This window comes from Pantoea folii (genome assembly GCF_056678875.1).
On record NZ_JBWXON010000020.1, the window covers coordinates 1 to 25391 of the forward strand.

The following is a 25391-nucleotide window of genomic DNA, read 5'->3' on the forward strand; positions in this document are numbered from 1 at the left end:
GCTCATCTGTAAAACGTCATAATGAATTTCATTATGTGTTCACTCGTGAGACTTGATATTTTTTACGTCCGGAGACGTTGATATCAATCCTGCGAGTGCCCACACAGATTGTCTGATAAATTGTTAAAGAGCAGCGCCGCGATTTCTCAAGCGGCGCGGGATGCGTATATTACGCTTTCCGCATTCTCAGTCAAGCATTTATTTTTGCTTTTCTGAAGGTTGCCTTGAAGACCACCTCCTGAACACTTCGCTTCGTAAGCCGTTGTTCCGTGTCAGTGGAGGCGCAGTATAGGGATTTCTTTTTGGCTGACAAGCGCTAAATGCAAATTAAATTCTGAGTGCTGTTTTTTTCGTCGAAACCCCACTAAATCGCCAGTTTTTCCAGCAATGGAAAGCCATAACGCCGTAAAACCGGTGATAATTGCACCGCCTCCTCATCCATAAGCGTGCAGAACGCCATATTTTGACCAGAAGAAACGGCGTGCGGCGCTTCATGTTCTAATAACCATACTGTGCGGCGTGCAATGGCTGCACCGGAATCCACTAACCGCGTGCCTTCAGGCAGTACCATTTGCAGCTCGTCACGCAATAGAGGAAAGTGCGTACATCCCAGGACGACAGTGTCAGGTGGCTCTTTCATGCTAAGCCAGGGTTGCACAGCATGGCGCACATCAGAGAGTTCCACCCCTTCACCATGCAGTTTCGCTTCCGCCAGCTCTACCAGTTCAGCAGAACCCAGCATTTCGATTTTGCACTCGCGCGCAAACTGCGCCACCAGCTCATGAGTATAAGGACGTTTTACCGTGCCGCGCGTTGCCAGTAACCCCACGACACCATTACGCGTGAGACGCGCAGCAGGTTTAATCGCCGGCACAACACCGACAACAGGAAACTCGAATCGCTCACGCAGTGCAGGTAAAGAAACGGTGCTAGCCGAGTTACAGGCAATGATGACTAATGCCAGCGGGAAGCGTTTTGTAATCGCCTCAACCACAGCAACCACACGCTCGACAATAAAGTCTTCGGTTTTTTCACCGTAAGGGAAACCTTCATTATCGAAGGCATATAAATAGTGAAGATCCGGCAATAACTGCCGGACCTCATCATAGACGGAGAGCCCACCGACGCCGGAGTCAAACACCAGCACGGTGGGACGCAGATCAGAAGCTGTAGCTGGCGCTGAGGTAATACTCCGTTCCTGGAGTTGGATAGCCATACACTGTCTCGTAGTCTTTATCGAACAGGTTGGCAATTCTACCACGAACGGTGAGCTGTGATGTGACCGGATACGACACTGCGAGATCCCATAAGCTCACACCGCCCAATTTCACGCGCTGCGGCGTGTAAGAGTGGTTGTAATCGTTATCGTAACGATCGCCAAGATAGTGATAGGTCACAGACCAGTCAAAATCGTAGATTGTCCAGTCGAGTTGGTATTTCACCTGCTGCTTAGCACGGCGTACTAGCTGCTGATTAGTCTCTGCATCACGCGCATCAACATAATCGTATGAGATTTGATGGCTGAGCGGGCCAGTATCGAAGGATGCTGTTGCTTCCACCCCTTTGATGCGTGCTTTATCGATGTTGTAATAAACGTACGTGCTTGGGTCGCTATCAATCAGATTGTCGATATCATTGCGGTAGCCGGATACACGCCAGTTTACCGGGCCCGTCAGCCCCTCAAAGCCCCCTTCCCACTGCTTGCTCTTTTCAGGCTTCAGATCCGGGTTACCATACGTCTGGCTGTAAAGCTGTCCTAAATTCGGCGATTTGAATGCCGTACCGTAAGAAGCGAAAACACGGTAGCCGTCAACAAACTCCCACGCAGCACTGCTCTGCCAGGTGTTATGCCAGCCAAACGCATCATTGTCGTCGCCACGTACTGCCCCTTCCAGCGTTACGCTACCGAATTGCTGCTGCGCAGTAGCATAAATCCCAGTATTACGTTGTTCCTGACCTTCAATAGTGGAGTTAGTACCCGGTTCTGAAGTCTGTTTCTGCCAGTCCACGCCACCACTAATGGCACCGTGCCCGACCTGAACAGTATTGCCCCACTGTAGGTTGTACTGCTGCACATCATTTAATGAGGCGGTCGCATCGTATTTACCGAGTTGCGGGCTGTAGTTGTAATCTTTGGTATGGCTGTAGCTGGCGATTAACTGGGATGAGTAGATATCCTGATTGAAGCGCAGACCGGTATCCCAGGTTTGGCTGTAAAGCTGGCGAGTATCGACAAAGGTGTTCGGCTCTACATAAGTAGGGTAACCATCGTAAGCCGTTCGGTTGTCGAAACCATAGCCACGCACGAAACCGCTGAATTCATCGTTAAATTGATGCTCCAACGATCCATACAAGGTTTTGCTCATAAAGCCGTCACGGTCTTTCTGCGCGGGATCTCCGTAAACGTCAGGCAAGTTGGCCACCACGTCGTAACCCTTGGTATAGGTATAATTACCCGCCATGGTGAGTTTGGTGGCATCCCCCAGCATTTGCTGCGTGGAACCATCATAACTTTGGTAGCCATTGGAACCGACACCCGCCGTCAACGTGGTACCTGCTTTATCGCGGCCGGTAATAATGTTCACCACCCCACCAATCGCATCCGAACCATAAACCGCTGAACGCGCGCCACGGATATATTCGATGCGCTGCACCAGTGACAACGGAATTTGGCTTAAATCAGACGAACCAGAAATACCCGCCTGATTGAGGCGAACGCCGTCAATTAATATCAGCACATGGCTGGAGTTAGTACCACGGATAAACATCGAGCTGGATTGACCAAGGCCACCATTCTGCGCGATATCCACGCCAGGTAAACGGCGCATCACATCCGTCAGGCTTTTCGCTTGCCAGCGATCGATCTCTTCACGGGTGACTACCGTTGTTGGTGCCAGCACCGATGAAACCGGTTGAGCGAAGCGGTTGGCGGTAACGATTTGCGTATCATCATCCTGAGCGTAGCCATATGCAGCCCAGAGTGAAAGCGCCGTTGCACTAAAGGCACACAGCGTAATGTTGCTTTTATTCATTGTTGTAAGCATCCAAAAGACGAAGCAGGATGCCGCAGGCCTGCAACCGATAGCACGCGATGGTTGCAGTGATTGCGACGACACACCGGCAGGTCTTCGGGCTGAGAATCATAAATGGTGAAAAACTTCCCATCCCGCAGGACAGTGTTGATAGGTGCACTCACCACGACATTCTTTTACCGCTGCGCGTCAGCTCCAGATTCACACTGGATTCCCTTTTAACTCAAGGAGGCCGGCAGTCGCAGTCTACGGTTAAGAAGGTCGGGAATCCAGACTGCCAGCCATCATCTTCTCACAGAACTGGACATCAGCAGGTGAATGCCTACAATCGCCCGGCAAGCTAGCTTATTACCAGGATTAAAGATGACACCCGAACAGCTCCCGATTGAACAATACGACGCGCAACTGGCGGAAAAAGCCAGCCGTTTACAGGCGATGATGTCTCCCTTTGCGGCGCCTGACGTGGAGGTGTTCCGTTCACCGGTCAGCCACTATCGCATGCGCGCCGAATTCCGCATCTGGCATGATGGCGACGATCTGTACCACATCATCTTTGATCAAGAGACCAAGCAGCGTATCCGGGTGGATCAATTCCCTGCGGCGAGCGAATTGATCAATCAGTTGATGCCAAAACTGATCGACGCGATCCGTGATAACCAGGTGCTGCGTTTCAAGCTGTTCCAGATCGACTACCTGTCGACCATGAGCAATCAGATTGTGATTTCGCTGTTGTATCACCGTAAGCTGGAAGCGGACTGGACGGAAGCCGCCACCGCACTGCGCGACACCCTGCGCGCTGAAGGCATTGATGTGCAGTTGATTGGCCGTGCGACCAAAACCAAAATCTGTCTTGACCGCGATTACGTCGATGAATGCCTGCCGGTAGCTGGCAAAGAGATGATTTATCGCCAGGTGGAGAACAGCTTCACCCAGCCGAATGCGGCGATGAACATTCAGATGCTGGAATGGGCGCTGGATGTCACTCAGGGCTCACGTGGTGATCTACTGGAACTTTACTGTGGCAACGGCAACTTCTCACTGGCGCTGGCGCGTAACTTCCATCGCGTACTGGCGACGGAAATTGCGAAACCTTCGGTAGCATCAGCGCAGTACAATATTGCCGCCAACCATATCGATAATGTGCAGATCATTCGCATGGCGGCGGAAGAGTTTACCCAAGCGATGAATGGCGTGCGCAGCTTCAACCGCTTAGAAGGTATCGACCTGAAGAGCTATCAATGCGAGACGATCTTTGTCGATCCACCACGCAGTGGCCTGGATGAGGAAACCGTGAAGATGGTGCAGGCGTATCAACGCATCCTGTATATCTCCTGCAACCCGCAAACCCTGTGCGACAATCTTGCCACGCTGGGTGAAACCCATGACGTGTCGCGGCTGGCGCTGTTCGACCAGTTCCCGTACACCCATCATATGGAATGCGGCGTCTGGCTCACGCGTAAAGCGTAAAACAAAACGGGAACCCTGCGGTTCCCGTTGTTGTATTTAGCTTTTGTTCCTGGCGCGGCGGAAGCGAGTGGCAATCCAGAACACCAGCGCCACCATCAAAATGGTCGGGATAAAGTTGGAACCGATATCCGGATATTCAGCCCGCACCAGCGCGCTATACACCAGAATACCCAACAGGAAAAACGCCGCGGCCAGTGAAGGCATGCCATCGGGCATATTGCGGTTAAGATAACGCTGATGCAGACACCAGGCTGCGAGGCCAAGGGCGATCAGCGGGAATATCGAAAAAGGCACAAACGTACTGAACAGCACCGAAAAGGAGCCGTTGATTGCTAAACCGGTGATAAAAGCCAGTAACAGGGTTCCTTTATCGCGTGGGTTTTGCTCAATCATTTCATTATCCTTATCACATTACTCTTCGGGTTTTTCCAGGGTCACCGCCAGACGTTCCTGCTCCCGGCGATACCAGTAATAAGCGCCTTTGGCGATCATGCGCAATTGCAGCACCAGGCGATCTTCCAGCTTGCGACGCTGTTCGATATCCACATCCAGCGCTTCCGCACCGGCACTGAACACGATGGTCACCATGGCTTCGGCTTGCGCTTCGGTAAAGCTGCGCGGCATCCGATTTTCCAGCTCAAGGTAATCCGCGAGCTCAGCAATAAAGTGCTGAATTTCTCGCGCAACTGCGGCACGGAACGCGGCCGATGTTCCGGAGCGCTCGCGTAGTAAGAGACGAAAAGCGTTGGGATTGTTCCCGATAAATTCCATAAATGTGGAAACGGAAGTTTTGATAATGCTGCCGCCCTTGGCAATGCGCTGGCGTGCCTGGCGCATCAACTGGCGTAACATCAGGCCGCTTTCATCGACCATGGTCAAACCCAGTTCATCCACATCTTTAAAGTGACGATAAAACGAGGTAGGTGCAATCCCGGCTTCACGTGCAACTTCACGCAAACTCAGGCTGGCAAAACTCCTTTCTGCACTTAACTGACTGAAGGCTGCTTCAATCAGCGTACGTCTTGTACGTTCTTTCTGTTGCGCCCTGACGCCCATTTTCCCGGCCTTTTGAGTGATCTGGAAGGCACTATAACAAACTTTTCAGCGTACAGTGGCGCAAAGTTTGTGACCGCCTGTGTACCTCACGCTTTGTCAAAACTGGGGATTTTTCGCTGTTAGAATTCAGAAGTGCGCGGTGAGATGTTAGAATCTCGTTGTAAAAATGTGATAGAAAAATAGGACGTACTGGTATGCAAAAGTCTTACGATTACGATGCCATTGTGATTGGCTCAGGTCCAGGCGGCGAAGGTGCGGCAATGGGCCTGGTGAAGCAGGGAGCGCGCATTGCAGTGATCGAACGCTACCATAATATCGGCGGCGGTTGTACTCACTGGGGGACCATCCCCTCCAAAGCTTTACGTCACGCTGTCAGCCGTATTATCGAGTTCAATCAAAACCCTCTTTATAGCGATCACACCCGACTCCTGCGCTCCTCATTTGCTGACATTTTGAATCACACCGAAAACGTTATCAGTCAGCAAACGGCAATGCGTCAGGGATTTTATGAGCGCAACCGTTGTGAGCTTTATCAGGGCGATGCCCATTTTGTTGATGCCAACACCATCGAAGTTGAACAGCCCGATGGCACCCGCGAACGCTTAACCGCAGAAAAATTCGTGATTGCGTGCGGTTCACGTCCTTACCATCCTGCAGACGTCGACTTTACGCACCCACGCATTTACGACTCCGACTCCATCCTCAATCTGCATCATGAACCTGGCCATGTGATCATCTACGGTGCCGGTGTGATTGGTTGCGAATACGCATCGATTTTCCGTGGCCTGAACGTCAAGGTGGATTTGATCAACACGCGCGATCGTTTGCTGGCGTTCCTCGATCAGGAAATGTCAGATTCGCTCTCCTATCACTTCTGGAACAGCGGCGTGGTGATTCGTCACAACGAAGAGTTCGAGAAGATTGAAGGTGTGAGTGATGGCGTGATCATGCACCTGAAGTCGGGCAAGAAAGTGAAAGCGGATTGCCTGCTGTATGCCAACGGCCGTACCGGTAACACCGATTCACTGGCGCTGGAAAATGTCGGGCTGGAAGCCGATGGTCGTGGCCTGTTGAAAGTGAACAGCATGTATCAGACTGCGCAGCCGCACATCTATGCAGTGGGCGATGTGATTGGTTATCCGAGTCTGGCTTCAGCCGCCTACGATCAGGGCCGTATTGCGGCACAGGCGATCATTAAAGGTGAAGCCACTGCTCATTTGATCGAAGATATTCCCACCGGGATTTATACCATTCCGGAGATCAGCTCAGTGGGTAAAACCGAACAGCAGCTGACTGCGATGAAAGTGCCTTACGAAGTGGGTCGTGCGCAGTTCAAACATCTGGCGCGTGCGCAGATTGTGGGGATGCACGTGGGTAGCCTGAAGATTCTGTTCCATCGTGAAACCAAAGAGATTTTAGGTATTCACTGCTTTGGCGAACGTGCGGCAGAAATTATTCACATCGGGCAAGCCATTATGGAGCAGAAGAACGGCGGCAACACGATCGAGTACTTCGTGAATACCACCTTCAACTATCCGACCATGGCCGAGGCCTATCGCGTCGCGGCGCTCAACGGCTTAAACCGCCTGTTTTAACGACGTGTCCAGATAACCCTGCATGTGGGTTTTGATTGCTTCTGCCAGCTGCTCATAGCGGCTGCGCAGAGGTGATCCTGGGCGATAAACCAAAGCAATCGTGCGCTGCGGAACCGGCTTATAGCAAGGCAGATAGCACACGCCATCACGCACTCGCTCATTCGGCACCGCCAGCGAAGGCAGCAAAGTAATGCCGCTTCCTGCCGCGACCATGTTGCGTAGCGTTTCCAGGCTGGTTGCGCGGAAATGGGTATCTTCATCCGCACCGGCTTCGAAGCAGAAGCCCATGGCTTGATCGCGCAAGCAGTGGCCATCTTCCAGCATCAGCAGCTTTTCGCCGGCCAGATCAGACATCGGCACACGATCGCGATCGTGCCACGGATGATCCTTGTAGATCGCCAGCTTCATCGGCTCGTCAAACAGCGGCACCTCAATAAAGGCTTCGCTCTCTTTCACCAGCGCCAGAATCGCGCAATCCAGTTTGCCACTGTCGAGTTGTGCCAGCAGTTGCTGCGTTTGCGCTTCGTGCAGGTACATTTCGAGTTTAGGGAAGGTTTGATGCAGCATGGGAATGATCTGCGGCAGCAAATACGGGCCAGTGGTTGGAATCAGACCAATATGCAGCGGTCCGGACATCGCTTCACCCTGTTGGCTCGCCATCTCCTTCAGCACTTTGACTTCGCGCAGCACAGTTCGCGCCTGATCCACCAGCAACAGTCCAGCCTGGGTAAATAACACCTTACGGCTGGTACGCTCCAGCAGCATCACACCGAGCTCATCTTCAAGCTTTCGAATTTGACCGCTCAAGGTAGGTTGGCTGACATGACACGCATCAGCTGCACGCCGGAAATGGCGATGCTCCGCAAGCGAAACCAGATACTCCAGATCACGAATGTTCATTGATTTCCTCCAAACCACGATAGCCCGTGGCGATAGATAGAATAGCAATGAACGATTAGCCCTATCAAGCGATGAACAGGAATAATACCGGCCATAGCAAGCAATGTTGAAAAAGACGCTGAGATGACGTCGAGCATCACCTGCAATCAGCGGTAAAAATCAAAGTGTTGGCCGGGAGTGCCAGCCCTTGATGATGTCCCTATAACAATATGTATTTCTGAAGCTAGAGGTTGGCGGGCTACCGAAAAGGAGCCCGCTTTTTTTTAGCCTAAGCGCTTTTTCGCTTCAGCGATGGCAAATGCGACTTGCTGAGGCGACACCCCGCCCTGTGCATTACGCTTGTCGAGGCAGGATTGCAGCGACAGAATCGGATAAACGTCATCCTCAATCACCGCACTGAACTGCTTCAATTGCGCCAGGCTTAATGCTTCCAGCGCCACGCCCTGCTTGATCGCTTCAACCACGGTTTCACCAACAATGTGGTGCGCTTCACGGAACGGTACACCTTTGGCCACCAGATAATCCGCCAGTTCGGTGGAGTTGGCGTAACCCTGCTCGGCCGCTTCCTGGCAGCGTGGGCGTTTTACCTGAATGCCGTCCAGCACCAGTACCGACATATGCAGACAATCAACCCAGGTATCGAGCGCATCGAACAGGCCTTCTTTGTCTTCCTGCATGTCTTTGTTGTAGGCGAGCGGCAAGCCTTTCAGTGTCATCATCATGCCGGTCAGTGCGCCTTGTACACGGCCACATTTGCCGCGAATCAGTTCCAGTGCATCCGGGTTTTTCTTCTGTGGCATCAATGAAGAACCCGACGTTACTTTGTCAGACAGTTCAAGGAAGCCCGCTTCGCCAGTGTTGAAGAAAATCAGGTCCTCTGCGAAACGTGAAAGGTGAATCATGCCGATTGAGGCATCCGACAGCAGCTCCAGCACGTGGTCACGATCAGACACGGTATCAAGGCTGTTACGGGTAGCAGAGGCAAAGCCTAACCAGCCCGCCAGCTGCTGGCGATCAATTTCATATGCGGTACCGGCCAGTGCGCCACAGCCCAGCGGGCTCACGTCTAAACGCTTCAGCGTATCCTGCAGACGGCTTTCATCACGCGCCAGCATTTCTACATAGGCGAGGCACCAGTGCGCAAAGGTCACCGGCTGCGCACGCTGCAGGTGCGTATAGCCTGGCATCACCGCGTCCTGATTAGCTTCAGCGGTGGCAACGAGGGCAGATTGTAATTCGCGCGTGGCGTCCAGCAACACCGCGACCTGCTCTTTGCACCACAGTTTCAGATCGGTAGCGACCTGATCGTTACGGCTACGGCCAGTGTGCAGTTTTTTGCCCAGTGCGCCGACTTTGTCGATTAGCTTGCCTTCTACCCAGCTATGGATATCTTCGGCATCGCTTTGCAGAATCTGCTCTGGATTGGCGCGCACTTCTGCCAGCAGTTCATTCAGTGCGCCTTCCAGCTGCTGCTGCTCATCGCTGCTCAGCACATTCACGGTAACCAGCGCTTTAGACCACGCTACCGAACCGGTGATGTCCTGCTCCGCCAGACGATAGTCAAAACGCAGTGAATCGTTGAACTGTTTAAACCGTTGGTCTGCTGCCTGCGAAAAACGTCCGCCCCAAAGTGCCATCTGCTTTACTCCTGAATGCTGTTATAGAAAGGGCGGCCCGAAGCCGCCCTTGCAAAATGTGTTATCTGCCGCGGTATTACTTCTTCTGCTCGTTCAGTGCACGAATGCGTGAAGAGAGAGAGAACAGACGGATGAAGCCGCCCGCGTGGCTGTGGTCGTAAACTTCGTCTTCGCCGAAGGTCGCGAACTCTTCCGAGTACAGGCTGTTCGCCGAGGTTTTCTGAATCGCAGTAGCGTGACCTTTGTACAGCTGCAGTACCACTTCGCCGTTCACTTCTTCTGCCAGTGATTCGGCAGCGGCCTGGATGGATTTACGCAGCGGCGCAAACCAGCGACCGTCGTAAACCACATATGACATTTCGTGGCCCAGCTGCTCACGCCATTTGAAGCTGTCACGATCCAGTACCAGCTGCTCAACCGCACGCAGTGCGTTGACCATAATGGTGCCGCCAGGGGTTTCATAGCAGCCGCGAGATTTGATACCGACCAGACGGTTTTCCACGATGTCGATACGACCCACGCCGTGTTTCGCGCCCAGCACGTTCAGTTTCTCCAGGCACTGGAACGGGCTCAGCTTCTCGCCGTTTACCGCAACGACACGACCTTTCTCAACGGTCACAGTGACGTTCTCTGGCTGATCTGGCGCTTCCAGTGGATCTACGGTCCACACCCAGCAATCTTTGTTCGGTGCATTCGCTGGGCTTTCCAGCACGCCACCTTCAGTAGAGATGTGCCACGCGTTCTCATCACGGCTGTAGATTTTTTCCAGTGATGCCGTCGTTGGGATGTTACGCACTTTCAGGTAATCCAGCAGTGCTTCACGTGAACGCAGATCCCACTCACGCCATGGCGCAACCACTTTCAGCTGTGGTGCCAGTGCGGTGTAGGTGGTTTCGAAACGCACCTGATCGTTGCCTTTACCGGTCGCACCGTGGCACAGCGCGTCTGCACCGACTTTCAGCGCCAGCTCAACCTGCGCTTTGGCGATGATTGGACGTGCCATTGAGGTGCCCAGCAGGTAAGTGCCTTCGTACAAAGCACCGGTTTGCAGCACGGGATACACGTATTCGCTGATGAACTCTTCACGCAGGTCAGCAACGTGACACTCAGATGCACCAGACTGCAGCGCCTTCTTCTCAACGCCTTCCAGATCGGCTGGGTCCTGGCCAATGTTGGCCACGAATGCCACCACTTCACAACCGCCGTAATTCTCTTTCAACCATGGAATGATGGCCGAAGTATCCAGACCGCCAGAATAGGCCAGAACGATTTTTTTGATGTTTTGCGTGCTCATGTCTTAAATCCTTGATTATGCGAGAATCCGGGTGCCAATCGACACGCCGTTGAAAAGGGTTGGCAGCTGTTCAGCATGGCGCCAGCTGGCGATATCAACCGGACGACCTAAAGTACGTGCGGCATCGAGTGCCGCGTTCACTTTAACGATCATGCCATCAGTAATAATGCCCTGATCGATCAGCTGCTGTGCTTTATCGGCCGTCATCTCTTCGATACGTTGACCTTTGCCATCGAGAATACCGCTGACATCTGAAAGCAGGACTAAATCAGCACCAATGGTCGCTGCCAGCGCGGTCGCTGCCTGGTCAGCGTTGACGTTCATCAGATCGCCGCCGTCAGTAATACCGATGGAGCTGATCACCGGCATATAGCCCGCGCTCAACAAGGTATTCACCAGCGCTGGATTACCTGGCGTCGCGTTGCCCACATGGCCAAGTTCCTCGTCGAACTGCGCCACGTTTACCAGGCCCGCATCACCGAGGCATAAGCCAACGGCACCAATGCCATATTTCTTCGCCCAGGCCAGCAAGGTCTTGTTCGCTGTACCCGCCAGGGCACCAGTAATAATGTCAATCTGATCGGCTGGCGTCACGCGCAAACCGTTCTTCTTTTTCACTGGCAGAGCGAGCTTCTTCATCAGCTCGTCAACCAGGCAGCCGCCGCCGTGCACAATGATCAGCGGACGCTGATGTTCATTGCGGTAGGCCAGCAGCGCATCAAACAAGCGGGCCAGCGCTTCTTCGCTATCCAGCAGTACGCCACCCAGCTTAATAATCAATGGATTCATTGCAGTTTCCGTCCGTTAAATCAGAGACAATGTTTCAGGGTAGCCGAAACGAATGTTTAAGCATTGAACCGCCTGCGAAGAGGCACCTTTCAGCAGGTTATCTTCGGCCGCCACCACAATCAGGTGCTCGCCCTGCATGGCAAAGCCAATATCGCAGAACGGCAAGCCGACCACGGCTTTCAATGCCGGGACACCTTTGTCATACACACGCACCAGCGGTTTGTCGTGGTAAGCCTTGTGGAAGGCATCCGCCACGTCTTGCTGCGTCACGCCCGCTTTCAGGCGACAGGTGGTGGTCGAAAGAATACCGCGCGGGAAGCTACCCAGATGCGGGGTAAAAATCACAGGCGTACCGAGATGCGCCACGATTTCAGGATGATGACGATGATTGAACAAGCCATACGGCTGCAGGCTCACTTCACAGAAGCTGGTGCCGACGTTGGCTTTACGCCCTGCGCCGCTCACACCACTGGTGGCATTGATTACCGGCCATTGTGCATCGTTAAGCAAACCGGCTTCGACCAGCGGCTTCAATGACAATTGTGCAGCCGTTGGGTAGCAACCCGGCACAGCAACCAGCTGTGCATCTTTGATTTTGTCGTGCTGCCATTCGGCCAGGCCGTAAACGGCTTTATCCAGCCAATCCTGATGTTGATGGCTGAAACCATAATATTGAGTATAGAAAGCATCATCGTTGACACGGAACGCACCGGAAAGGTCGAACACCACGCAGCCTGCTTTGAGGAATTCGGGTGCCAGATCGTGGCTGACTTCATGCGCGGTCGCGAGGAATACCACATCGACTTTGTCTGCCCACTCGGAAGCCTCACTCAGCGGCTGCAGCGGCAAATCGACAATGCCTTTCAGCTGCGGATGCAGATCGGAGAGTAATTTTCCGGCGTCCGGGCTTTGCGCTGAAACCGCCAAAGCGGTTATGTTCATATGCGGATGGCGATTCAGGTAAGTGGCAAGCTCTACGCCAGCATAACCACTGGCACCAACGATCAGCGTATTCAACATCAGGCTGTAACCCTTTTTACAGTCACTCATTCCGGGTCGCGGCTTTGCCCCGTTGCCCACGATGCCGTTTGCAGATGATTTTACGCTTCACTTGCAAACGACGTTATTGTATTTTTATTCACTATTAATGCATGAATATTGATACATCCTAACCCAAGGACCGTCAACAGTGAAGACAAAATTACCACCTTTTATCGAACTCTACCGCCAGCTGATTGCCACACCATCGATCAGCGCCACTGACAGCGCGCTGGATCAGAGCAATGAAACTTTAATCAATTTGCTGGCGGGCTGGTTCCGCGATTTAGGCTTCAGTGTTGAAGTCCAGCCAGTCCCGGGTACGCGTCATAAATTCAATATGCTGGCACGCAGCGGTTTGGGTGCTGGCGGCCTGCTGCTGGCAGGCCATACCGATACCGTTCCCTATGATGATGGCCGCTGGACGCGCGATCCCTTCACCCTGACCGAGCACGACAACAAGCTATATGGTTTAGGTACGGCGGATATGAAAGGCTTCTTTGCTTTTATTCTGGATGCGCTGCGTGACGTTGACGTGACCAAACTCAGCAAGCCACTGTACATCCTCGCCACCGCCGATGAAGAGACCACCATGGCCGGTGCAAAGTACTTTTCCGAATCCACCCAGCTGCGTCCGGATTGCGCCATCATTGGTGAGCCGACCTCACTGAAGCCGGTGCGCGCGCACAAAGGCCATTTGTCGAATGTGATTCGTATTCAGGGTCAGTCCGGTCACTCCAGCGATCCTTCACGCGGTGTGAATGCGATTGAGCTGATGCATGAATCCATTACCCAGCTGATGCAACTGCGCAATACCCTGAAAAATCGCTATAACCACGATGGATTTGCGATTCCTTACCCGACCATGAACTTTGGTCACATTCACGGTGGCGATGCCGCAAACCGTATCTGCGCCTGCTGCGAATTACACATGGATATTCGTCCGCTGCCGGGCTTAACTCTGAGCGATTTGGATGGCTTGCTGAATGAAGCATTGGCGCCAGTGAGCGAACGCTGGCCGGGGCGTTTAACGGTAGGTGAACTGCACCCGCCGATTCCTGGCTACGAATGTCCGGCCGATCATGAGCTGGTGAAAGTGGTAGAGAAACTGCTGGGTGTGCCGACTGAAGTGGTGAACTATTGCACCGAAGCGCCTTTTATCCAGCAATTGTGTCCAACGCTGGTTTTAGGTCCAGGATCAATCAATCAGGCGCACCAGCCAGATGAATTTATCGATACCGCATTTATTAAGCCAACTCATGCGCTTATCACGCAGGTTGTTCAGCATTTCTGTCACTGATTAACAATAGATGGGGCAATTCACTGTTAAAACAGTAAATTGCCCGGTCATTGTTCGGGATTTGATAATAAGAATAACTTATCTCGCTTCCCCCCAAGTTAATTCTATGAATTTCCGGTAGTTAGCAGCGAATTATCGTCAATTTAAGTCAATTGACGAACAGGAAGAACCGTGGCTAGATAAAAGACGATGTTATGCCCGTTGGGTGTAAGGGTACTTTCAAGACGATAAGGGTGTCAGGGTCAAATGAACGAACAATATTCCGCAATGCGAAGTAATGTCAGTATGCTCGGCAAACTGCTCGGGGATACGATAAAGGATGCACTGGGAGAGAACATCCTCGATCGGGTGGAAACCATCCGCAAACTCTCTAAGTCCTCCCGCGCAGGCAATGACACCGATCGTAAGGAACTGCTGAACACGCTGCAAAACCTGTCTAATGACGAGTTACTACCTGTTGCACGCGCGTTTAGCCAGTTCCTCAACCTGACCAACGTGGCAGAGCAGTATCAGACCATCTCCCGCAGCGGCGATGGCGCGAATAATCCGGAAATCCTGAAGAAGACCTTTGAGCGTCTGAAGCAGCAAAACGACATCAGCGAAAGTTCGATTCGCCAGGCGATCGAAGAACTGTCGCTGGAGCTGGTGCTGACCGCTCACCCAACGGAGATCACCCGACGTACGCTGATCCACATGCTGGGCGAAGTGAATAGCTGCCTGCAGCAACTCGACCACAGCGATCTCTCCGATTACGAGCGCACGCAAGTCATGCGTCGCCTGCGTCAGTTGGTCGCACAAGCCTGGCATACCGATGAAATCCGTAAGTATCGTCCAACACCGATTGATGAAGCCAAATGGGGCTTTGCCGTGGTCGAAAATAGCCTGTGGCAAGGCGTACCGGCATTCCTGCGCGAGCTGAACGAGCAGGTTGAAGAGACCTTTGGTATTAAGTTGCCCGTCGATTTCGTGCCGATTAAATTCACCTCGTGGATGGGCGGCGATCGCGACGGTAACCCGAACGTCACCGCACCTATCACACGCCATGCGATGCAGTTGAGCCGCTGGAAAGCCGCCGATCTGTTCCTGCGCGACGTGGGCGTGCTGATTTCTGAACTGTCGATGTCCGAATGCAGCGATGAAGTACGCGAGTTGTGCGGCGATCCAGAAGCGCTGGAACCGTACCGCATGATTCTGAAGCGCATCCGTGGCCAGCTGATGACCACGCAAGCTTATTTAGGCCGTCGTTTGAAAGGCGAGCGCCTGCCGCGCCCTGCCGATCTACTGGTCTCGAACGATCAACTGTGGCAACCGCTGTTCGCCATCTATCAATCTCTGCAACAGTGCGGCATGGGCATCATCGCCAATGGCCAGTTGCTGGATACGCTGCGCCGCGTGAAGTGCTTTGGCGTGCCGCTGGTGCGTATTGATATCCGTCAGGAGAGCACCCGCCACACCGAAGCGATTGCCGAAGTGACGCGCTATCTGGGGCTGGGTGACTACGAAAGCTGGTCAGAAGCCGACAAACAGGCGTTCCTGATCCGTGAACTGAACTCCAAACGTCCGCTGCTGCCGCATCAATGGGAGCCGGGCGACAACACGCGCGAAGTGCTGGATACCTGTAAAGTGGTGGCTGAAGCGCCGCAAGGTTCCATCGCCTCCTACGTGATTTCAATGGCGAAAACGCCGTCGGACGTGCTGGCTGTGCACTTGCTGTTAAAAGAAGCCGGTATTCCTTACGCGATGCCAGTAGCGCCACTGTTCGAAACCCTCGACGATTTGAACAACGCCAATGACGTCATGACGCAGTTGCTGAATATCGATTGGTACCGCGGTTTCATCAACGGCAAACAGATGGTGATGATTGGTTATTCCGATTCGGCGAAAGATGCCGGCGTGATGGCCGCCAGCTGGGCGCAGTACGAAGCACAGGATGCGTTGATCAAGACCTGTGAGAAAGCCGGCATCACGCTGACGCTGTTCCACGGACGCGGCGGTTCCATCGGCCGTGGCGGCGCACCGGCACACGCAGCACTGCTGTCGCAACCGCCGGGCAGCCTGAAAGGCGGCCTACGTGTGACCGAACAAGGCGAGATGATTCGCTTCAAATACGGTTTGCCAGAAGTCACCATCGCCAGCCTTTCGCTGTATACCGGTGCGATTCTCGAAGCCAACCTGATGCCACCGCCAGAACCTAAGCGCGAGTGGAAAGAGATCATGAACGGTTTGTCTGCCCATTCCTGCGCCATGTATCGCGGCTATGTGCGTGAAAACCCGGACTTCGTACCGTATTTCCGTTCGGCCACGCCAGAGCAAGAGCTGGGTAAACTGCCACTCGGTTCACGTCCGGCGAAGCGTCGTCCTACCGGCGGCGTGGAATCACTGCGTGCGATTCCGTGGATCTTCGCCTGGACGCAGAACCGCTTGATGCTGCCAGCCTGGCTCGGTGCCGGTGCGGCGCTGCAGAAGGCGATGGACGAAGGGCATCAGGACCAGCTGGAAGCGATGTGTAGCCAATGGCCGTTCTTCGCCACCCGTCTGGGCATGCTGGAGATGGTGTTCTCGAAAGCTGACCTGTGGCTGGCGGAGTATTACGATCAGCGTCTGGTAGATAAATCACTGTGGCCGCTGGGTCTGCAGTTGCGCGATCAGCTGGCTGCGGATATCAAAGCCGTGTTGACCATCGCCAACGATGCGCATTTGATGGCTGACCAGCCATGGATCGCCGAGTCTATCGCGCTGCGTAACGTTTACACCGATCCGCTCAACGTGTTGCAGGCTGAACTGCTGCATCGTGCACGTGCGCAGGAAGAGCGTGGTGACGAGCCAGATGCGCGTGTTGAACAAGCGCTGATGGTGACGATTGCGGGTGTGGCAGCGGGTATGCGTAATACGGGCTAGTGGCGTAAAACGCTAATCACGAAGGGGCCAATGTGCCCCTTTTTTAATGGGTGTTGCGCGTCGCGGGAAGAGGCGGCAATTACGTAAAGCCGCTGTCTCGTCCCTGATCGCTCGGCGTGCGCCATCCATGGCGCCCAACGCTTTACTCCATTTGCCGCCTCTTCCCGCTGGGTAACATGGTGCCAATGAAAAGAGGGCACATTGGCCCCCTCATAATTCTATTTAATAAAATCAGGTCGTTAAGGTCGGACGCACACCCAGCGTGTGACAGATGGCGTAACTCAATTCTGCGCGGTTCAGCGTATAGAAGTGGAAATCCTTCACCCCTTCGCGTGACAGGATTTTCACCATGTCCATGGCGATGTTAGCGCCGACCATTTTGCGCGTTTCTGGATCGTCATCCAGTCCGGCAAACATCGCATTCATCCAGCCCGGCACGCGCACGTTAGTCATGGTGGCGAAACGCTGTAACTGCTTAAAGTTCGATACCGGCAAAATGCCCGGCACGATTTCGACATCAATGCCTGCCGCAACACAGCGATCGCGGAAGCGCAGGTAACTCTCAACATCAAAGAAGAATTGCGTGATGGCGCGATTGGCACCGTTATCGACTTTACGCTTCAGGTTGATCAAATCCGCCTGGGCACTTTTCGCTTCGGGATGCACTTCTGGATAAGCCGCCACGGAGATATCAAAATCGCCCACTTCTTTTAGTAATGCGACCAAATCAGCGCCGTACATCTCAGGCTTGCCGCTGCCCGGTGGCAAATCACCGCGTAGCGCCACAATATGGCGAATGCCATTCTCCCAGTAGTCACGGGCGATGCCACGCAGCTCATCACGCGTGGCATCGATGCAGGTCAAGTGCGGGGCCGCTTCCAGACCGGTGCGCTCTTTAATGCCTTTGATGATGCTGTGCGTGCGGTCACGTTCGCCAGAGTTCGCACCGTAGGTGACAGAGAGGAATTTCGGTTTCAGGATGCTTAGTCGATCGATTGAGCTCCACAGGGTTTCTTCCATTTCACTGGTGCGAGGCGGGAAAAATTCAAAAGAGACATTAATTTGCCCGTTCAGCTCAGCCAGGCTTTGGTTCAACGCTTCGCGCTGATTGGCGTGAAAGAAACTCATCCAGATTACCTCGTCGTCACATATCGATTAACTTGCGGCCTGCGAACATCTATACGTTTAGACGTCCAGATGCACAAAATGAACCATTAGCGCGTTAGCGTCAACTTAAAATTAATGTACAGGCGTGACAAATATTCAATCAAGTTGAAAGAGTTTCATGTTCGCGCAGAGGGTGAAAAGCGCAGACGGCGGGCACCGTCTGCGTTGCAAGGCAGACTACAGCAGTTGTGCGAGGCGATTGATATCCGATTGTAACGCACCGGCTGTCACATCACGGCCGGCGCCCGGCCCGCGGATCACCAGCGGATTATCACGATACCAGCGGCTTTCGATAGCAAACACGTTATCGCACGGCAGCAGTGAAGCCAGCGGGTGTTCCGGACGCACCGCTTCCACCCCCACACGGGCCTTTCCGTTGGCATCGAAACGTGCCACATAGCGCAGCACCAGGCCCATCTCCTGCGCCGCTTCAAAGCGTTGCAGCATTTGGTCATTCAACTCGTCGGCATTCTCGAAGAAGTGGTCAATCGATTCTTCTTCGCAATCCGACGGCACCAGCGATTCAACACGCACCTGATCCGGCTCGATGTCATAACCGGCTTCACGCGCCAGGATGACCAGCTTGCGCATCACATCCTGCCCCGACAGGTCTACACGCGGATCGGGTTCGGTGAGACCTTGCTGCCAGGCCTGATCTACCAGCTCACTGAACGGCACGGTGCCATCAAATTGCAGGAACAGCCAGGACAGCGTGCCGGAGAAAATACCACTGATGGCCAGAATGCTGTCGCCGCTTTCGCGCAGATCGCGCACCGTATGGTTCACCGGTAATCCTGCGCCTACCGTGGCGTTATATAGCCAGTGACGGCCGGTTTTGGCGAATGCATCACGAATCTGCCGCCAACTCTGGCTGCTGGATGCGCCTGCGACTTTGTTCGCGCTAATGACATGGAAACCGTGGCTGGCAAAATCAAGATATTGCTGTGCCAGCGGTGCGCTGGCGGTGACGTCCAGCACCACTAAATCATCGAACGGATGGGCGCGCATCCACAGGAATAGCGACTCTTCATCGCGTTCTTCGGCTTCGTCATCAAAAAAGGCGAGCGCACGGCTGGCTTCCAGACCTTCGTAGCTCAGCAAACTACGACTGCTATCCGCCACGCCTGCCAGCACATACTCAAAGCCGGTACGCGCCGATAAGCCTTCCTGCTCGCGGGCAAACAACTCCAGCCAGCGTGAGCCGATATTGCCTTTACCAAACAGCATCAGACCGATGCGCTTTTCCGCGCGGAACAATGACTGGTGCAGCCCCTGAATCAGGTGCTGCGTCGGTCCTACGCGCAGTACGGCAACAATACTGATGTGATCTTCTGACTGCCAGACAAACTCAACCGGCTGGTCTTTGATCTGTTGCCAGAAACGATGGCTATGGAGCGGGTTACGCGTCACGCCTGCGCCGACCAACGCCACCAACGCTAAGCCATCGCGCAGTTGCAGATGACCCGGCAGCGCAGCGTCCTGCAACAAATTGAATGCGCTGTTCACCACTTCGGAGGTGTAGCAGAGTTGCAGCAAACGGCGATCGGGATGGACACCCATCGCCAGCGGACGCAGTTGCGCACGCTTAAGCAGCAGATCGATCTCTTTCTGCTGCGTTTTGAAATCGTGGTTTTCTGGGATGTGAATCTCTACCAGGCACACATCGTCGTGGCTGGTGACAATACGCGCGCCGGTACCGGAAGCCAGTACGCGCTCAATGCGCGTTGAGCCCTGCTCAGGTTGATAGCTGCAACGCAACTGCAGATCGATATCGCTATTCGACACGGGCTGCAGCGTACGTGTATGCAATACCGGTGCGGCCAGACGCGCCAGCTCGCTGGCCTCATCTAAGCGCAGTAAAGGCAGCAAGCAGGCGTCGGACACTTTACGCGGATCGGCGCTATAGACACCAGCCACATCGCTCCATATGGTGACACGGTTTACGCCTGCCAGCGCACCGATCTGCGTGGCTGAGTAGTCCGAACCATTGCGACCCAGTAACACCGTTTCGCCGGCGTCGCTGCGGCTGATAAAGCCGGTTACCACCAAACGCTTATGAGGATGCTGAGCCAGCAGGGCCTGTAGCAATGGCCAGGACTTGCCTTCATCGACCTGTGGCTGCGCAGCACGTTCGGCACGCAGAAAGTCACGCGCGTCCAGCCATGCAGACTCGATATCACGCTGGCTCAGCACTGCCGCCATCAGGCGTGCCGACCAGATTTCACCGTGCCCCACCACTTCGGCATACACCGCATCGGTGATAGCGCCGTCAAGCAGTGCCGCCAGACGTTCTAAATCGCGAATAAAGGCAGCGGTCAGCGTTTCAGCAAATTCAACAGGCAACAGCGCAGCGATCAGTTCGCTGTGAAAACGGCGTAAAGCTTGTTGCACCTGATGGGCAGATAAGCGATCGCTCTGGCTCAGTTTAAGCCAGCTAATCAGCTGGTTGGTGGTGCTGCCTGCGGCAGAGACCACCATTAAATCGCCCGGCTGGCTGTAATCCGCCATGATGCTGGCGACACGTTGATAACAACGTGCATCCGCCAGGCTACTGCCACCAAATTTATGCAACTGCTTGTTCGGCGTTCCCGCGCCTGCTGAACTTGTCATGCTTACTCCTCGGCTGCGATCCGGAATGCATTATCCAGATCGGCGATTAAATCTTCGTGATCTTCAATTCCGACAGAAATACGCAGTAGCGTTTCTGAAATACCCGCTGCCGCGCGCGCTTCCGCAGACATGCCGGCATGCGTCATGGTCGCGGTGTGCGAAATCAGGCTCTCCACGCCACCCAGGGATTCCGCCAGCGTGAACAACTGCAGCGCTTTCAGGAAGCGGCGCAGACGCGCTTCATCAGCGTCAAGTTCAAAGCTGAGCATCGCACCAAAGCCACGTTGTTGACGCGCCGCGTACTCATGTCCGGCATTTTCCGGCAGAGACGGATGATACAGTTTTTTCACCAGCGGTTGTTGCTTCAGGTAATCAACAATCGCCAGCGCATTACGCTGCGCTGCCGCCATACGCGGCGCCAGCGTGCGCAGACCGCGCAGCAGCAGGTAGCTATCAAATGCTGCGCCGGTTACACCAATATTATTCGCCCACCAGGCAAGATCCGTGGCCATCGTCGGATCTTTAGAAATCACCGCTCCGGCCACCACATCCGAGTGACCATTCAGGTATTTGGTGCAAGAGTGGATAACCAGATCGGCTCCCAGCGCCAGCGGATTTTGCAATGCCGGACTCAGGAAGGTGTTGTCCACTACACTGATCGCACCCGCTGCACGCGCCGCCTGGCAAATGCCGGCGATATCTACCACGCGCAGCAGCGGATTGCTTGGGCTCTCCACCAACACGAGTTTGGGTTTCTCGGCCAGCGCGGCTGCCAGCGCGGCTTTGTCACCCTGATCGACAAATTTCACGCGATAAGCACCGCGTTTGCTCAGGCTGTCGAACAGGCGATAGCTGCCGCCGTAGCAGTCATGTGGGGCAACCAGCAGATCGCCCGGCTTCAGGAACACGGTGGTCACCAGATGAATCGCTGACATCCCGGTATTGGTTAATACCGCGCCCGCACCGCCTTCCAGTTCTGCCAGCGCGCGTTGTACCACATCACGCGTGGGGTTACCGCGACGTGAGTAGTCATGTGCACGCGGTTCATTAAAGTCGAGGAAGTTGTAGGTGCTGGAGAGGTGAATCGGTGGGACAACGCAGCCATATTGCTCGTCATCATTCAAACCGCTGCGTACTGCGATGGTTGCCTGTTTACGCGTCATGGTGCTTACTGTTCCTGAAGTGTAATAAGAAGTGGCAACAGGATAACATTCAGCGCATAGACGTCAATACATCTGGACATCTAAATGTCTTTGCGTATAGATTGAGCAAATCATCAATACCCGCTAAAATTACGCGTCATCGCCTGGTGTTCAGCGCGCTTTCCTGTGAAAAGCGATGCGTAAGCATAAAACCGGCAGTTTAAGCGGTCAGGCATCGAAAAATCGGGCATAATCAACGGATTTCCCCATATTCAACTTTTATTGATTAAGGTAACCCATGGCTGAATGGAACGGCGAATATATCAGCCCTTACGCTGAACACGGCAAGAAGAGCGAGCAGGTTAAGAAGATTACAGTTTCTATCCCGCTGAAAGTGCTGAAAATTTTAACGGATGAACGCACGCGCCGTCAGGTGAACAACCTGCGTCATGCCACAAATAGCGAATTGCTGTGCGAAGCCTTTTTGCATGCTTTCACCGGGCAGCCGCTGCCAAATGATGTCGATTTGCGCAAAGAACGTAGCGATGAGATTCCGGAAGAAGCTAAGCAGATTATGCGTGAGATGGGCATCGATCCCGACACCTGGGAATACTGAGTCCAGAAACAAAAAAACCCAGCCAAGGCTGGGTTTTTTCTTGCTGCCGAATCCGAAGATTCGATGGCAAATAATCTTATTTCTTGCTGCCTGGGATGCTGAAACGCTTGTTGAAGCGATCAACACGACCACCAGAATCAACAACACGCTGCTTACCAGTGTAGAACGGGTGGCATTTGCCGCACACGTCCAGGTTCAGGGTACCAGTCATGGTTGAACGGGTGTTGATCACGTTGCCGCAAGAGCAGGTGATGGTCACAGCTTCGTATTTCGGGTGGATACCTTGTTTCATGGGAGAACCTCATAAAAGGCCGTGTCGCTCTCCGTGCCAGGCGAACCTGCACAGCACCACACGCGGTTAATAATTAAGTGTATCTTTGACAAGTGATCTCATCAAAGGCGGCATAGTATACAGAAATTGACCGCACCAGGCAAATATCAGCTGTTTATTCTCTGAGCCACTGGGAGGCAGTGAACGTCCTCATCCCAGTCCATCTGATGGAAAGAGCGTGCGCAGCCAATGTGTCTATGCGCTGTGGCGGTGGCGGTGGCGGTGGCGGTGGCGGTGGCGGTGGCGTGAAGTATGACGAGGGTTGCATCAGCGTGTACACTACTTCTCCTTATTACAGTACCGGATAGAGATCGACATGCCCGTTGTTCAGGTTGCCCTGCCCGTTCCGCTGCCTCGCCTGTTTGACTACCTTCTGCCCGCCGATGCGGCGCAGCCGGTGGTGGGCGCGCGCGTCAGCGTGCCGTTTGGCAATCGTAAAATGATCGGCATCGTGGTGGCTGTAAAGGAAACCAGCGACCTGCCTCTGGCTCAGCTCAAACCGCTGGAGAGCGTGCTGGACGATCAAAGCCTGTTCTCTCCAGCGCTGTGGCGCATCCTTAACTGGGCCGCCAGCTATTACCATTCGCCGCTCGGCGAGGTGCTCAACCATGCTCTACCTGTGCTGCTGCGTCAGGGCAAACCGGCGCAGGAAACGCCGTTGTGGCAGTGGGTGGTCAACGACGCCGGACGCGAAGTGGCCATGGAAAGCCTGAAGCGTGCACCCAAGCAGCAGCAAGCTTTAGCGGCACTGCGCCAGCAACCTCTCTATCGCCATCAGGTCAGTGAACAGGATCTGACTGACGCCGCGCTGCAATCATTGCGTGCCAAAGGTCTGTGCGATCTGCGTGAACACGCACCGCAGATGCACGACTGGCGCACCACCTTTGCGGTGAAGGGCGATCGCCTGCGTCTCAATACCGATCAGGCGATGGCCGTCGGCGCGATGCGCAGCGAAGATGATCATTATGCAGCGTGGTTGCTGGCAGGCATTACCGGTTCGGGCAAAACCGAAGTCTATCTCAGCGTGCTAGAGAATGTGCTGGCGCGCGGCAAACAAGCGCTGGTACTGGTGCCGGAAATCGGCCTGACACCGCAAACTATTACACGCTTCCGTGAACGCTTCGATGCGCCGATCGATGTGCTGCACTCGGCACTCAATGACAGTGAGCGTCTTGCGGTATGGCTGCGTGCGCGCAGTGGCGAAACCGCGATTATCATCGGTACGCGTTCCGCGCTGTTCACACCGCTGGCGCGTCCGGGGGTAATCATTATTGATGAAGAACACGACAGTTCGTACAAGCAGCAGGAAGGCTGGCGCTATCAGGCGCGCGATCTGGCGGTGTTTCGCGCTCACGAAGAAGATATCCCGATTGTGATGGGTTCTGCCACACCGGCGCTGGAAACGCTGCACAATGTGCGCGTCGGCAAGTATCGACAGCTCAATCTGACCAAACGCGCGGGCAACGCCAAACCGGCACTGCAACAGCTAATCGACCTTAAAGGCCAGCAGCTTAAGGGTGGGCTCGCGCCCGCATTGCTGGGCAAAATGCGCCAGCACCTGCAGGCCGATAATCAGGTATTGCTGTTCCTCAACCGCCGCGGATTCTCGCCTGCATTGATGTGCCACGACTGCGGGTGGCTGGCGGAGTGTCAACGCTGCGACAGCTATTACACGCTGCATCAGCATCATCGTCAGCTGCGCTGCCACCACTGCGACAGCCAGCGCCCGCTGCCCAATCAATGTCCGGGTTGCGGTTCCACACACCTGATGCCGGTCGGCGTCGGTACAGAGCAGCTTGAGCAGCAGCTCAGCACACTCTTTCCCGGCGTACCGGTGTCGCGCATTGATCGCGATACCACCAGCCGCAAAGGTGCACTGGAGCAGCATCTGGCGGATGTGCATCGCGGCGGTGCCCGCATTCTGGTTGGCACACAGATGCTGGCAAAAGGGCACCATTTCCCCGACGTGACGCTGGTTTCCCTGCTGGATGTCGATGGCGCCTTATTCTCCGCCGATTTCCGCGCCGCCGAACGCTTTGCTCAACTCTATACCCAAGTGGCCGGGCGCGCCGGGCGCGCCGGTAAACAGGGTGAAGTACTGCTGCAGACGCACCATCCCGAGCATCCGCTGTTGCAAACGTTGCTGCATCGTGGCTATTTCGCCTTTGCCGAGGAAACCTTGCTGGAGCGCCAATCGGTGCAGCTGCCGCCGTGGACCAGCCACGCGCTGTTCCGCGCGGAAGACATGGACAATGCGCAGGCCGCTGAATTCCTCACACAGCTGCGCAATTTACTCGAAGCCAGCTCGCTGAAAGATGAGGCTATGTGGCTGATGGGTCCGGTTCCGGCATTGGCACCAAAGCGCAGTGGGCGCTGGCGCTGGCAACTGTTGCTACAGCATCCTTCGCGTAAACGCCTGCAACAGCTGCTAAGCAGTTCGCTGCCGCTGATCTCCACCCTGCCCGCCGCGCGCAAAACCAAATGGACACTGGATATCGACCCCACCGAGAGTTAACCGC

Annotated in this window: 19 protein-coding genes and 1 riboswitch; of the genes, 6 read left to right on the forward strand and 13 right to left on the reverse strand. The window is 54.4% G+C overall.

From position 1 onward, the window contains the following. Positions 1–364 precede the first annotated feature (364 nt). Positions 365–1216, reverse strand: a complete 852-nt coding sequence (murI, locus tag AC1MDE_RS20440; RefSeq protein WP_480345054.1) for a glutamate racemase — start codon at positions 1214–1216, stop codon at positions 365–367. After that, a complete protein-coding gene (gene btuB / locus AC1MDE_RS20445; protein ID WP_479401358.1) occupies positions 1161–3032 on the reverse strand; it encodes a TonB-dependent vitamin B12 receptor BtuB in 1872 nt (623 codons plus the stop codon). The genes murI and btuB overlap by 56 nt, the downstream gene beginning before the upstream one ends. A gap of 70 nt (positions 3033–3102) precedes the next feature. After that, a riboswitch (cobalamin riboswitch) is annotated at positions 3103–3283 on the reverse strand. A gap of 112 nt (positions 3284–3395) precedes the next feature. Between btuB and trmA the strand changes: the two genes are divergently transcribed. Beyond that, on the forward strand, positions 3396–4499 hold the full coding sequence (gene trmA / locus AC1MDE_RS20450) for a tRNA (uridine(54)-C5)-methyltransferase TrmA (RefSeq protein WP_058960103.1): 1104 nt from the start codon (positions 3396–3398) through the stop codon (positions 4497–4499). A gap of 36 nt (positions 4500–4535) precedes the next feature. On the opposite strand, the gene AC1MDE_RS20455 is transcribed toward trmA, so the two are convergent. Next, complete coding sequence (locus AC1MDE_RS20455) at positions 4536–4892, reverse strand: YijD family membrane protein (protein ID WP_034823705.1); 357 nt, start codon at positions 4890–4892, stop codon at positions 4536–4538. An 18-nt stretch (positions 4893–4910) separates the two neighbouring features. Next, complete coding sequence (gene fabR / locus AC1MDE_RS20460; RefSeq protein WP_034823706.1) at positions 4911–5555, reverse strand: HTH-type transcriptional repressor FabR; 645 nt, start codon at positions 5553–5555, stop codon at positions 4911–4913. Between the two features lie 194 nt (positions 5556–5749). On the opposite strand from fabR, the gene sthA reads away from it, so the two are divergent. Beyond that, on the forward strand, positions 5750–7150 hold the full coding sequence (gene sthA / locus AC1MDE_RS20465) for a Si-specific NAD(P)(+) transhydrogenase (protein WP_021506825.1): 1401 nt from the start codon (positions 5750–5752) through the stop codon (positions 7148–7150). On the opposite strand, the gene oxyR is transcribed toward sthA, so the two are convergent. The 5 genes from oxyR to argC all read right to left on the reverse strand — a co-directional run bounded on the left by oxyR (position 7133) and on the right by argC (position 12790). Then, a complete protein-coding gene (gene oxyR, locus AC1MDE_RS20470; RefSeq protein WP_034823715.1) occupies positions 7133–8050 on the reverse strand; it encodes a DNA-binding transcriptional regulator OxyR in 918 nt (305 codons plus the stop codon). The two genes, sthA and oxyR, sit on opposite strands and share 18 nt — an antisense overlap. Before the next feature lie 263 nt (positions 8051–8313). Continuing rightward, positions 8314–9687 (reverse strand): argininosuccinate lyase, encoded by a 1374-nt coding sequence (gene argH, locus AC1MDE_RS20475; protein ID WP_058960104.1) that lies wholly within the window; start codon positions 9685–9687, stop codon positions 8314–8316. Positions 9688–9763: 76 nt separating this feature from the next. Beyond that, the gene (locus AC1MDE_RS20480; protein ID WP_038644110.1) at positions 9764–10981 is read right to left on the reverse strand and encodes an argininosuccinate synthase; all 1218 of its coding nucleotides are present in this window, start codon (positions 10979–10981) and stop codon (positions 9764–9766) included. A gap of 15 nt (positions 10982–10996) precedes the next feature. After that, positions 10997–11770 carry an acetylglutamate kinase gene (gene argB, locus AC1MDE_RS20485; protein ID WP_058960105.1) on the reverse strand — a complete coding sequence of 258 codons (774 nt, stop codon included), beginning with the start codon at positions 11768–11770 and terminating at the stop codon, positions 10997–10999. Between the two features lie 15 nt (positions 11771–11785). Further along, positions 11786–12790 (reverse strand): N-acetyl-gamma-glutamyl-phosphate reductase, encoded by a 1005-nt coding sequence (gene argC / locus AC1MDE_RS20490; protein ID WP_034823925.1) that lies wholly within the window; start codon positions 12788–12790, stop codon positions 11786–11788. 169 nt (positions 12791–12959) lie between these two features. On the opposite strand from argC, the gene argE reads away from it, so the two are divergent. Both argE and ppc read left to right on the forward strand, forming a co-directional pair. Further along, positions 12960–14108 carry an acetylornithine deacetylase gene (gene argE, locus AC1MDE_RS20495; protein WP_045815696.1) on the forward strand — a complete coding sequence of 383 codons (1149 nt, stop codon included), beginning with the start codon at positions 12960–12962 and terminating at the stop codon, positions 14106–14108. Between the two features lie 246 nt (positions 14109–14354). Further along, on the forward strand, positions 14355–17006 hold the full coding sequence (ppc, locus tag AC1MDE_RS20500) for a phosphoenolpyruvate carboxylase (RefSeq protein WP_045833619.1): 2652 nt from the start codon (positions 14355–14357) through the stop codon (positions 17004–17006). A gap of 231 nt (positions 17007–17237) precedes the next feature. Here the strand turns inward: ppc and metF are convergent, their stop codons facing one another. The 3 genes from metF to metB all read right to left on the reverse strand — a co-directional run bounded on the left by metF (position 17238) and on the right by metB (position 21946). After that, on the reverse strand, positions 17238–18134 hold the full coding sequence (gene metF, locus AC1MDE_RS20505) for a methylenetetrahydrofolate reductase (RefSeq protein ID WP_479401355.1): 897 nt from the start codon (positions 18132–18134) through the stop codon (positions 17238–17240). A 216-nt stretch (positions 18135–18350) separates the two neighbouring features. Next, a complete protein-coding gene (locus tag AC1MDE_RS20510) occupies positions 18351–20783 on the reverse strand; it encodes a bifunctional aspartate kinase/homoserine dehydrogenase II (RefSeq protein ID WP_058960107.1) in 2433 nt (810 codons plus the stop codon). 2 nt (positions 20784–20785) lie between these two features. Then, positions 20786–21946, reverse strand: coding sequence for a cystathionine gamma-synthase (metB, locus tag AC1MDE_RS20515; protein WP_058960108.1), 1161 nt, complete (start codon positions 21944–21946; stop codon positions 20786–20788). A 277-nt stretch (positions 21947–22223) separates the two neighbouring features. Here metB and metJ point away from each other — a divergent pair, with 277 nt between their 5' ends. Beyond that, positions 22224–22541 (forward strand): met regulon transcriptional regulator MetJ, encoded by a 318-nt coding sequence (metJ, locus tag AC1MDE_RS20520; RefSeq protein ID WP_034823729.1) that lies wholly within the window; start codon positions 22224–22226, stop codon positions 22539–22541. A 76-nt stretch (positions 22542–22617) separates the two neighbouring features. On the opposite strand, the gene rpmE is transcribed toward metJ, so the two are convergent. Continuing rightward, positions 22618–22833 carry a 50S ribosomal protein L31 gene (rpmE, locus tag AC1MDE_RS20525; protein ID WP_021506837.1) on the reverse strand — a complete coding sequence of 72 codons (216 nt, stop codon included), beginning with the start codon at positions 22831–22833 and terminating at the stop codon, positions 22618–22620. 355 nt (positions 22834–23188) lie between these two features. On the opposite strand from rpmE, the gene priA reads away from it, so the two are divergent. Then, a complete protein-coding gene (priA, locus tag AC1MDE_RS20530) occupies positions 23189–25387 on the forward strand; it encodes a primosomal protein N' (protein ID WP_480345055.1) in 2199 nt (732 codons plus the stop codon). The last annotated feature ends 4 nt before the right edge of the window (positions 25388–25391 follow it).

Excerpts from the sequence above, each read along its gene's own strand:
- murI (WP_480345054.1), bottom strand. The coding sequence starts at position 1,216 with ATGGCTATCCAACTCCAGGAACGGAGTATTACCTCAGCGCCAGCTACA.
- btuB (WP_479401358.1), bottom strand. The coding sequence starts at position 3,032 with ATGAATAAAAGCAACATTACGCTGTGTGCCTTTAGTGCAACGGCGCTT.
- trmA (WP_058960103.1), top strand. The coding sequence starts at position 3,396 with ATGACACCCGAACAGCTCCCGATTGAACAATACGACGCGCAACTGGCG.
- AC1MDE_RS20455 (WP_034823705.1), bottom strand. The coding sequence starts at position 4,892 with ATGATTGAGCAAAACCCACGCGATAAAGGAACCCTGTTACTGGCTTTT.
- fabR (WP_034823706.1), bottom strand. The coding sequence starts at position 5,555 with ATGGGCGTCAGGGCGCAACAGAAAGAACGTACAAGACGTACGCTGATT.
- sthA (WP_021506825.1), top strand. The coding sequence starts at position 5,750 with ATGCAAAAGTCTTACGATTACGATGCCATTGTGATTGGCTCAGGTCCA.
- oxyR (WP_034823715.1), bottom strand. The coding sequence starts at position 8,050 with ATGAACATTCGTGATCTGGAGTATCTGGTTTCGCTTGCGGAGCATCGC.
- argH (WP_058960104.1), bottom strand. The coding sequence starts at position 9,687 with ATGGCACTTTGGGGCGGACGTTTTTCGCAGGCAGCAGACCAACGGTTT.
- AC1MDE_RS20480 (WP_038644110.1), bottom strand. The coding sequence starts at position 10,981 with ATGAGCACGCAAAACATCAAAAAAATCGTTCTGGCCTATTCTGGCGGT.
- argB (WP_058960105.1), bottom strand. The coding sequence starts at position 11,770 with ATGAATCCATTGATTATTAAGCTGGGTGGCGTACTGCTGGATAGCGAA.
- argC (WP_034823925.1), bottom strand. The coding sequence starts at position 12,790 with ATGTTGAATACGCTGATCGTTGGTGCCAGTGGTTATGCTGGCGTAGAG.
- ppc (WP_045833619.1), top strand. The coding sequence starts at position 14,355 with ATGAACGAACAATATTCCGCAATGCGAAGTAATGTCAGTATGCTCGGC.
- metF (WP_479401355.1), bottom strand. The coding sequence starts at position 18,134 with ATGAGTTTCTTTCACGCCAATCAGCGCGAAGCGTTGAACCAAAGCCTG.
- AC1MDE_RS20510 (WP_058960107.1), bottom strand. The coding sequence starts at position 20,783 with ATGACAAGTTCAGCAGGCGCGGGAACGCCGAACAAGCAGTTGCATAAA.
- metB (WP_058960108.1), bottom strand. The coding sequence starts at position 21,946 with ATGACGCGTAAACAGGCAACCATCGCAGTACGCAGCGGTTTGAATGAT.
- metJ (WP_034823729.1), top strand. The coding sequence starts at position 22,224 with ATGGCTGAATGGAACGGCGAATATATCAGCCCTTACGCTGAACACGGC.
- rpmE (WP_021506837.1), bottom strand. The coding sequence starts at position 22,833 with ATGAAACAAGGTATCCACCCGAAATACGAAGCTGTGACCATCACCTGC.
- priA (WP_480345055.1), top strand. The coding sequence starts at position 23,189 with ATGCCCGTTGTTCAGGTTGCCCTGCCCGTTCCGCTGCCTCGCCTGTTT.